General features: G+C 73.6%; 9 protein-coding genes. 2 read left to right on the forward strand and 7 right to left on the reverse strand.

The genetic code is table 11. The features are described from left to right. Nucleotides 1-74 precede the first annotated feature (74 nt). The 5 genes from M8316_RS10400 to M8316_RS10420 form a co-directional block, all read right to left on the reverse strand. A complete protein-coding gene (locus tag M8316_RS10400) occupies nt 75-557 on the reverse strand; it encodes an acyl-CoA thioesterase (protein WP_250054358.1) in 483 nt (160 codons plus the stop codon). Nucleotides 558-600: 43 nt separating this feature from the next. Beyond that, nucleotides 601-1,305, reverse strand: a complete 705-nt coding sequence (locus M8316_RS10405; RefSeq protein WP_308195993.1) for an alpha/beta fold hydrolase — start codon at nt 1,303-1,305, stop codon at nt 601-603. A gap of 16 nt (nt 1,306-1,321) precedes the next feature. Next, entirely contained in the window at nt 1,322-2,044 is a 723-nt protein-coding gene (locus tag M8316_RS10410; RefSeq protein WP_250054374.1) for an aggregation-promoting factor C-terminal-like domain-containing protein, read from the reverse strand. 465 nt (nt 2,045-2,509) lie between these two features. Continuing rightward, nucleotides 2,510-3,907 carry an RNA 5'-3' helicase PhoH2 gene (phoH2, locus tag M8316_RS10415; protein WP_272495057.1) on the reverse strand — a complete coding sequence of 466 codons (1,398 nt, stop codon included), beginning with the start codon at nt 3,905-3,907 and terminating at the stop codon, nt 2,510-2,512. 311 nt (nt 3,908-4,218) lie between these two features. Further along, nucleotides 4,219-4,923: an isoprenyl transferase gene (locus tag M8316_RS10420; RefSeq protein ID WP_250054372.1), complete on the reverse strand. Its 705-nt coding sequence runs from the start codon at nt 4,921-4,923 to the stop codon at nt 4,219-4,221. Nucleotides 4,924-5,222: 299 nt separating this feature from the next. Between M8316_RS10420 and trhA the strand changes: the two genes are divergently transcribed. Beyond that, a complete protein-coding gene (gene trhA, locus M8316_RS10425) occupies nt 5,223-5,954 on the forward strand; it encodes a PAQR family membrane homeostasis protein TrhA (protein ID WP_250054360.1) in 732 nt (243 codons plus the stop codon). Nucleotides 5,955-5,990: 36 nt separating this feature from the next. On the opposite strand, the gene M8316_RS10430 is transcribed toward trhA, so the two are convergent. Then, the gene (locus tag M8316_RS10430; RefSeq protein WP_250054362.1) at nt 5,991-7,220 is read right to left on the reverse strand and encodes an MFS transporter; all 1,230 of its coding nucleotides are present in this window, start codon (nt 7,218-7,220) and stop codon (nt 5,991-5,993) included. A gap of 208 nt (nt 7,221-7,428) precedes the next feature. On the opposite strand from M8316_RS10430, the gene M8316_RS10435 reads away from it, so the two are divergent. Next, nucleotides 7,429-8,403 (forward strand): ArsR/SmtB family transcription factor, encoded by a 975-nt coding sequence (locus tag M8316_RS10435; protein WP_250054364.1) that lies wholly within the window; start codon nt 7,429-7,431, stop codon nt 8,401-8,403. Between the two features lie 22 nt (nt 8,404-8,425). Here M8316_RS10435 and M8316_RS10440 read toward each other — a convergent pair whose 3' ends face one another. After that, entirely contained in the window at nt 8,426-8,818 is a 393-nt protein-coding gene (locus tag M8316_RS10440) for a DsrE family protein (protein WP_250054366.1), read from the reverse strand. Nucleotides 8,819-9,015 lie beyond the last annotated feature (197 nt).

Below are 9,015 nucleotides of genomic sequence, written 5' to 3' on the forward strand. Positions count from 1 at the left end.
GTTCGGCCGATAGTGCGCGACGAAGTGGCTGCCCGGAGAGCCGATCCGGGTGCTTTTCGTCGCGCACTATCGGCTCACCGGCCCCGCAGGGGCACGGGCGGGCCGGAGTAGGCGGAGAGCAGGGTGCGCAGGTCGTCGTCCATCGCCCAGGGCTTGCCGGTGCCCGGGTCCAGCAGGACGACGGTGGTCTCACCGAGCACGGCGGGCTCGGCGTCCCCCGACAGCCGTAGCTCCAGGCCGACGTCCAGCGAGGACGAGCCGAGGCGCGTCACCCGGACCGCCACGACGTAGGGCCGCGTGGGGTCCAGCGGCACCTCGCTGACGTACTCGACCCGGTGCGCCACGACCAGCTCGGTGACGTGGCCCGGTGCCGCGGCCAGCACGCCGGTGAACGGCACGCCGTCGGGTGAGACCAGCGGGGCGAACCGGAAGAACCGGGTGCGCGCCTCGTCGAGGATGCGCAGCAGCTCGACGTTGTCGGCGTGCCCCTCGAGGTTGACGTCGCGCACGCGGGCGCCGATCTCGCACTCGTACGGGTCCGCTACCTGCTCGCTCATGTCCCCGATGCTGCCAGGCGGGACGTTGCAGGTATGTGACGCGTCAGACGTGCCGACCGAGAGCCTGGCGGACGGTGGCGACGAACCGGTCCGGGTCGGTGTGCCAGAAGTCGTGGGGCACGTCCGGCACCGTCGTGAGCCGGGCGTGGGGCAGGAGGGTCGCGAGCTGACCCAGCGGCCAGGCCGGCCGCACGTCGTCGCCCGCCGCGACGAGCTCCACCGGCACCGGGCACTCGGCCAGGCTGCGCCACAGGAGCGGGTGCTGCGTCCAGGTCGTGAAGGACGCCCGCAGCGCTGCCCAGACCTCGGCGTCGAACGCCACGTCGACACCCTTCTCGAACGCCTTGCCCGCCTCGTACGCCTCCGACCAGGTGCGGTCGCGCTGCGGGCCCCGTGCGGCGACCGCCACGACGCAGGTCACCGCCTCGGGGTGGTCGACGGCGTAGCGCAGCGCGAGGTCCCCGCCCCACGAGTGCCCGACGACGGCCCATGAACCGAGGCCGAGGCCGATCCTCAGCGCCTCCAGATCGGCCACGGCCCGCTCCATGTCGTGGGGCCCGCCGCCCGACGGTCTCACCCCGCGCGGCCACGGGAACCAGCAGCGGCGCCCGGTCGGTGCCAGTGACTCCGTGGCGAGGTAGTGCTCGCAGCCCGGCCCCCCGGAGAGGACCAGCACGTCCGGGCCCGCTCCCGTCACCCGCAGGTGCAGAGGCGTCCCGTCGTCAACGACGAGCGTGCGCTGGTCCACGCGGGCCGGGGTGGGCTCAGTACCAGTTGACGGACTGGCTGTGCGCCCAGGCCGAGCACGGGCTGCCGTAGACGTCCTGGATGTAGCCCAGGCCCCAGGTGATCTGGGTGACGGGGTTGGTCGCCCAGTCGGCGCCGGCGGAGGCCATCTTGGAGCCGGGCAGGGCCTGCGGGATGCCGTAGGCGCTGGACGTCGGGTTGTCGGCGTCGACCTGCCAGCCGGACTCCTTGGTCCACAGGGAGTCCAGGCAGGTGAACTGGCTGCTGTCCCACCCGTAGCTGCCGAGCATGGCCGAGGCGATGGAGCGCGGGTCGAGGTCGGAGGAGTCCTCCGAGCGGGTCATGGCCTCGCCGTCGGAGGAGAGGATCGCGACCTTGGTGTCGTCGGTGTCGGCGCGGCGGTCGGCGCTGCGCGAGACGACGCCGCGGTCCTCGGTGGCGATCTCCTGAGCGGCCGCCGCGGTCTCCTCGACGCCGGTGAGGAGGTCGGCGGCGGTGAGGCCGACCGACTGCGTCGTCGCGGTGTCGGCGGCGGCCACGGGGGTCGTGCCTCCGGCGAGGCCGACGCCGCCGGCCACGGCGGCACCGGTCGTCCCGACGGCGAGGGCGGAGACCACGACGGTCGTCCGGGCGGCCAGGCGCGGGGCCTGGGCGACGCCGGCGGGAATGACGGAGGCCCGAGGAGCGGCGTGCCGGGCGGCGGAGTGCTTCGGGGCGGACGACTCGGGACGCGGGGTCACAGGGTCGTCAGCGGTCCGACGGCGTCGGCCTGGCTGGCGGTGCTTCGACAAGGGCTGGTCCGGGGTACTGGTCGGGGGCGGCGCCGGGGCGCGCACCTCGTGCTCGGGCAGGTGCCGAGACCCCGAGGGGCCCGGCGGTGGTGCGTGGACGCCTGCACCTCTCATCGGCCGGGGGCCGGCTGACCTGCGTGACGTCCGCGAGCCACGATGCATGACGCGGATGGGTCAGACAAACCGAACGCGTAACTTCTGTGCACTTCTTCACGTTTCACAGCACATCCGTCACACCAGTCACACGTGTCGGGCAGTGGCCCACCCGCCGGGGTGAGCTCGGTCCGGACAGGCCGCCGCCGCCCGGCACTCTGCGTGAGGGCACCGGACGGCGGAGGGGCTGGTGGGAACCCCGGACCCGGTCGGCATCGGCGCCGCTGAGCGGTCGCCGACGGGTCGGGCGGGGCGTCGAGGTCAGACCGTGACGTTCTCCAGCATCTCGGTGACCAGCGCCGCGATCGGCGAGCGCTCGGACCGGGTCAGGGTCACGTGGGCGAACAACGGGTGACCCTTCAGCTTGTCGATCACGGCGACCACGCCGTCGTGCCGGCCGACGCGCAGGTTGTCGCGCTGCGCGACGTCGTGGGTCAGCACGACCTTGGAGTTCGCACCCATGCGCGAGAGCACGGTCAGGAGCACGTTGCGCTCCAGCGACTGCGCCTCGTCCACGATCACGAAGGCGTCGTGCAGCGAGCGTCCGCGGATGTGGGTCAGCGGCAGCACCTCGAGCATCCCGCGGTCGACGATCTCGTCGATCACGTCGGGGGTGGTCATGGCCGAGAGGGTGTCGAAGACGGCCTGCGCCCAGGGCGACATCTTCTCCGACTCCGAGCCCGGCAGGTAGCCGAGCTCCTGGCCGCCGACGGCGAACAGCGGGCGGAAGATGACGACCTTGGAGTGCTGACGGCGCTCCAGGACCGCCTCGAGACCGGCGCACAGCGCCATGGCGGACTTGCCGGTGCCGGCGCGGCCACCGAGCGAGACGATGCCGATCTCGGGGTCGAGCAGGTGCTCCAGCGCGATCCGCTGCTCGGCGCTGCGGCCGTGGATGCCGAACGCCTCGCGGTCCCCGCGGACCAGGTGCACCCGCTTGTCGGCACCGACCCGGGCCAGCGCGCTGCCCCGGTCCGACATGAGCCGCAGGCCCTGGTGGCAGGGCATGTCCCGGGCCTCGTCCAGGTCGGTGACGCCCGCGTCGTAGAGGTCGTCGAGCGCGGTCGCGGCCACGTCGAGCTCGGCCATGCCGGAGTAGCCGGTGTCGGACTCCGAGACCGCCTCGGCGCGGTACTCCTCCGCGTCCAGGCCCACGGCCGAGGCCTTGATCCGCAGCGGCATGTCCTTGGAGACGAGGGTGACGTCGTGGCCCTCGGAGGCGAGGTTCTTGGCGACGGCGAGGATGCGGGTGTCGTTGTCGCCCAGCCGGAAGCCGGAGGGCAGGCAGGTGGGGTCGATGTGGTTGAGCTCGACGCGGACCGAGCCGCCCTCGTCGCCGACGGGCACCGGGGTGTCCAGGCGGCCGTGCGCCACCCGCAGCTCGTCGAGCATGCGCAGCGCGGCGCGGGCGAAGAAGCCCAGCTCCGGGTGGTGGCGCTTGCCCTCCAGCTCGGTGATGACGACGACGGGGAGGACGACCTCGTGCTCGGCGAAGCGGCGGATGGCCGCCGGGTCGGCGAGCAGCACGCTGGTGTCCAGCACGTAGGTGCGGACGGCGGGCTGCTTCTTGCGAGGTCGTCGGGTGCTGCGGGTGCTGGTCGCGGTGCCCTCGGTCGCCGAGGTGGCGGAGGTGGGGCGGGGGGACTGCTGCGACTGCATGGCCTGGTCCGGCACGGTTTACCCCTCACGGACCGACGCAGGCACTCCTTGCCCCGGCCCTAGCTCACACGGTTGGACCGGGACGCCCGAAAGCGGGAGTGCCCGCCTCCGATCGCGCGGCAGGCGCAGTGCGTCTGCCGTGCGGTGCAGTCGTGAATCTCCACGAGCGGGCCTCCAGGTTCAGCAGGCTTCCCCACCTGCTGATGCCACGGAAAGTAGCCCCAGGACGGACGTGATCGGGGCGACACGCGGGAGTGACGCGCAGTGTTCACACCGCCGTCACACGCGACCCGCCCTCCGGCAGCGGCCGCTCAGGCGCCGAAGCGGCGCTGCCGCAGCGCATAGCTGCGCAGGGCGCGGAGGAAGTCCACGCGGCGGAAGTCCGGCCAGTACGCCTCGCAGAAGTAGAACTCCGAGGTGGCCGACTGCCAGAGCAGGAACCCGCCGAGCCGCTGCTCCCCCGACGTCCGGATGACGAGGTCGGGGTCGGGCTGGCCCTTGGTGTACAGGTGCTCGGAGATCGCGTCGATGTCGACCTCGCGGGCCAGCTCCTCCAGCGAGGCTCCGCGCCGGGCACCGTCGGCCAGCAGCGAGCGCACGGCGTCGGCGATCTCCTGCCGGCCGCCGTAGCCGACGGCCACGTTGACCCACAGCCCGTCGACGTCGCGGGTGGCCTCCTCGGCGGCCTTCAGCCGCTCGGCGAGCCGGTCGGGCAGCAGGTCGACGGCGCCCACGGGGTGCAGTCGCCAGCGGCGGGTGTCGGCGAGGGAGTCCACGGCCTCGGCGATGATCTCCAGCAGCGGCTCGAGCTCCTCGGCGGGACGGTGCAGGTTGTCGGTGGAGAGCAGCCACAGCGTGACCACCTCGACGCCGACCTCGTCGCACCAGCCCAGCAGCGGCTCGATGTTGGCGGCGCCCGCCCGGTGGCCGTGCGCGGTGGACTGGCCCACGGCCTTCGCCCAGCGGCGGTTGCCGTCCAGCATCACGCCGATGTGCCGGGGCAGGTTGTCCGGCATCCGGCGCACGAGACGTGCCTCGTACAACGGGTACAGCACCCGTTGGAGCACGCGCTTGACCTGACCCACGAGCGACAGGGTAGGCCCACCGCGGCGCCGCGCGGCATCATCGGTGGCAGCAGGGGCCGCACGACCGGCCCCACGCCTGCCGACCGGCCCCGCTACCGACCGGCCCCGCTACCGACCGGTCACCGTGACGCCACCCGGGCGTCGTCATGCGGACACGAACGTCCGCCGGATGTGACACGGCTCGCCGTCGGCGGGGTGATCCGCAACCGTCCGGCCGCTACCGTTGGTCCATGACCACTCATCTGCCGCCCTCGGTCCGCGCCGGCGTCGACTCCCTGCACGAGTCCCTGTCGGAGCTGAAGGCCGAGATCAAGCCGCGGCTGCGCGGCTGGCAGCACCTGGCGGTCGCCCCGCTCACGCTGGCCGCGGGCATCGTGCTGATCGCACTCTCCCCCGACACGGTCACCAAGGTCGGCTCGGCCGTGTTCACCGGCTCGGCGCTGATCCTGTTCACCGTCTCCGCGATCTACCACACCGGTACGTGGTCGCCGAAGGTCTGGGCGTTCCTGCGCCGCTTCGACCACTCGAACATCTTCGTCCTCATCGCGGGCACCTACACGCCCTTCGCGCTGATCCTGCTCGACGGCCTCCAGCAGACCGTCCTGCTCTCGGTGGTGTGGGGCGGCGCGATCCTCGGCGTCGGGTTCCGGGTCTTCTGGAGCCACGCCCCGCGCTGGCTCTACACCCCGATCTACATCGCCCTGGGCTGGGCCGCGATCTTCTTCCTGCCCGGCTTCTTCGACGGCGCGGTCAGCCTCGGTCTGGGCATCGGCATCGCCATCTTCGTGCTCATCTGCACCGGCGGCGCGCTCTACACGATCGGCGGCGTCGTCTACGGCGTGAAGCGCCCCAACCCCTCGCCCCGCTGGTTCGGGTTCCACGAGGTCTTCCACAGCTTCACGGTGCTGGCCTTCGTGACCCATTACGTGGGCGTCTCGATGGCCACCTACGCCTTGCGCTGACCTCCCGGGGACGGGCTCCGGGCCGGCAGGAGCGGCTCAGGCCGCGAGCACCTCGTCGGCCACGGGACGACGGCGCGCGACCCGGTCCGCCAGCACCACGGTGAGCGAGCCGACCACCGCGAAGCCCACGCCCACCACGGCCCAGCCCGGGGCACCGGTGCCCAGCACCACGCTGGTGAGCACGCCCGGCGCGAGCATGCCCGCCAGGGCCATGCCGGTCTGGCTGACGCCCTGGTAGGCACCGGCCGCCCGCGGGTCCGCCAGCTCGAAGGAGAGCCCCCAGGAGCCTGCCTCGCCCCAGACCTCGCCGAAGGTCGCGAGGACGCCGGCGAGCAGCAGCACCGCGACCACCACCGGCACCGACAGCGCGGACCAGCCCGACAGCGGAAAGACCAGGCAGGCCGCGAGCAGCAGGAACCCGGCCCGGCGCACGGCCCGGCCGGAGACGGCGACGTCCTCGGTGCCGCGCGAGACCCGCACCTGCGTGAGCGCCACGAGCACCGTGTTGGTGACCAGCACGACCGAGACCATCACGTGGGGCGCGTCGGTGCGCTCGGCGATCCACAGCGGCACGACGACGCCCTGCAGGCCGAACTGGAGCGCCATGAGCGAGGTGAGCAGCGTGGCGGTCAGGTAGGTGCGGTCGCGCAGCGGCGAGACCCGCGGCGCGGCGGCCTCCTCCGGCGACGCGCGCCGACCCAGCCGCTCGAGCAGGCCCGGCACCCGGTGCCGCAGCCCGACGACGGGCACCACGGCCAGCAGCGCCAGCACCCCGACCAGCACGATGGTGGCGTGGTAGGCCGCCGGCGTCCCGACCAGGAGCGGGAGGGCGGCCAGCACCGTGCCCACGCCGATGAAGACGTTGAGCACGACGTGCAGGCGGGCGCGCACGGCCACCCGGTCGCGACCGGAGAACCACTGCGCGAGCATCGCCTGCCGGGCCGAGCCCTGGACGCTGCGGGCGCCCGAGACCGCCGAGGCGACCAGCACGAAAGACAGCGCGTCGTCCGCGGTGACGTAGACGAGCAGGCCCACGGCCTGGGCGATGCCGGAGACCTGCATGATCCGGTCGGCGGGCACCCGGTCGGCCAGGCGCCCGCCCAGCAGCGAGCACAGGACGCCGACGCCCCCGGCCACCGAGAGGCCCCACCCGACGGTGGCGGCCGACAGCCCGATGACCTGGGTGAAGTACAGCGCGCTGATGCTGTAGAAGAGGCCGTTGGCCAGCGCCCAGCCGGCCGTGGAGAAGGTGAGTGCCCGCTCCATCGCGGACGTCGGAAGGGCGGTCTGCGCCAGGGACAGGGCGAGACGTCCCCCCGCGGCAGCGAGGAGCTGGGCGACGCGACGACGGCCGTGGTGATCTCCGGTGGGGCGACCGGAGGGCTGACCGGGGGGAGTCGTGGGCGACGCTGAAGGCACGCCCGATGCTCGCCCACCCGACAGTCGTCCGGCCATGGATGTAGCGTCGGGCTTCATGCTGACCTACCGGCTGGACGGGACCGACCTGGGCGCGGTGCGCTTCGCGGTCTCCCCGCTGGGGGAGCTCTCCCTCTCGTTGCGGACGTGGCGCGAACCCGGCCGCTACCCGCTGCACCTGCCGTGGCTGCAGCGCACGATCCCCCTGCGCAGCGGCCTCGACACCGACCTGCTGCTGGCCCTCACCAACGAGCGGCTGTCGCTGCCCGACTTCCTCACCCCCCGACCCCACTCCCCCCTCACCCGGCTCGACGACGAGCTCGGCCGGATGGCTGCGCTCGACCCGGACGTCGTCGCCGAGGACCTCGCCGAGGTGCACCGCGACGGCCTGCCGCCCGCGCTGCGCGGCGACCCGGCGGTGACCCGCGACCGGATCGTGGCCGCGCTCGCCGAGTACGGGCGGGTCTGCCTCGAGCCCTGGTGGCCACGGGTGCGCACCGTCCTGGAGGCCGACGTCGTCCATCGCGGCCGCCGGCTCGCCCAGGGCGGCCTGCCGGCGGTCTTCGAGGACCTCTCGCCCCGCATCCGGCTCGAGGGCGACCTGGTGCGCGTGCAGCTGCGCGGCGGCCACACCGCCGAGCGCGCCACCTCCGGCGAGGGCCTCACGCTGGTCCCGAGCACCTTCACGCTCGGCGTCACCGCGCCCATCTCGGTCGCCGAGGCGCCCCTGCTCCAGTACCCGGCCCGTGGGGTCGGGACGCTGTGGGAGGGCGAGCGAGCCCGGCAGCTCGACGACGGGCAGCACGAGGCCGTCAGCGCCCTCCTCGGCCCCACGCGGACCGAGCTGCTCGTGGCGCTGGCCGAGCCCGCCTCGTCCTCGGAGCTGGGGCTGCGCTCGGGGGTGACCACCTCCGCGGTCAACCAGCACCTGCGGGCGCTGCGAGCGGCCGGCCTGCTCACCTCGGCCCGCCACGGTCGGCTCGTGCTCTACCGGCGCACCGACCTCGGGGACCGGCTGCTCACCGGCGGCTGATCGCGTCCCGACCCGTCGGGGCTCACAGGCGCAGGTAGGCCCACCCGGCCCACTGGCGTCGGGCGCAGTGAGCGAGCGCGGAGCCGACGACACCCAGCGGCGCCGGCACCTCGGCGACCTCCAGCCCCTGCCCGGCCAGGCTGTTCGCGCAGAGCACGACGCTCACGCGCGGGTCGGCGCACGCCGCGACGAGCGCCGTCAGGGTCGCGTCGTCGGTGAGGGCCGGCAGTACGGCCGCGCCCTGGACGACGACCTCCAGCCGCGCGCCCGGAAGGGCAGCCAGCACGTTGCCGACCGTGCGCCGGGCGACGGCCAGCACGTCGGCGTCGGGCCCCCACGCGTGGACGACGGCGGCGCCGGTCTCGGGCAGGCCGTCGGTGCCGGTCGGGGTGCCGGGCTCAGCGGGGGCGGTCATGCCGCCGAACGTACGCCTGGGCCCACACCCGCCCGCCGATAGTGCGCGACGAAACGGCTGTCCAAGGGGCGGTGGATTCAGCCTGTCGTCGCAACAGGTGGATCTGACTCGCCCGACAGTAGTGCGTCGAGTTCCTCCGCGGGGGTGCGCCACTTCAGTGTCTTGCGAGGACGGGCGTTGAGCTCGGCGGCGATCTG

Source organism: Nocardioides bruguierae, assembly GCF_023554635.1.
GTDB lineage: Bacteria > Actinomycetota > Actinomycetes > Propionibacteriales > Nocardioidaceae > Nocardioides > Nocardioides bruguierae.

Excerpts from the sequence above, each read along its gene's own strand:
- M8316_RS10400 (WP_250054358.1), bottom strand. The coding sequence starts at position 557 with ATGAGCGAGCAGGTAGCGGACCCGTACGAGTGCGAGATCGGCGCCCGC.
- phoH2 (WP_272495057.1), bottom strand. The coding sequence starts at position 3,907 with ATGCAGTCGCAGCAGTCCCCCCGCCCCACCTCCGCCACCTCGGCGACC.
- M8316_RS10420 (WP_250054372.1), bottom strand. The coding sequence starts at position 4,923 with ATGCCGGACAACCTGCCCCGGCACATCGGCGTGATGCTGGACGGCAAC.
- trhA (WP_250054360.1), top strand. The coding sequence starts at position 5,223 with ATGACCACTCATCTGCCGCCCTCGGTCCGCGCCGGCGTCGACTCCCTG.
- M8316_RS10430 (WP_250054362.1), bottom strand. The coding sequence starts at position 7,220 with ATGGAGCGGGCACTCACCTTCTCCACGGCCGGCTGGGCGCTGGCCAAC.
- M8316_RS10435 (WP_250054364.1), top strand. The coding sequence starts at position 7,429 with ATGCTGACCTACCGGCTGGACGGGACCGACCTGGGCGCGGTGCGCTTC.
- M8316_RS10440 (WP_250054366.1), bottom strand. The coding sequence starts at position 8,818 with ATGACCGCCCCCGCTGAGCCCGGCACCCCGACCGGCACCGACGGCCTG.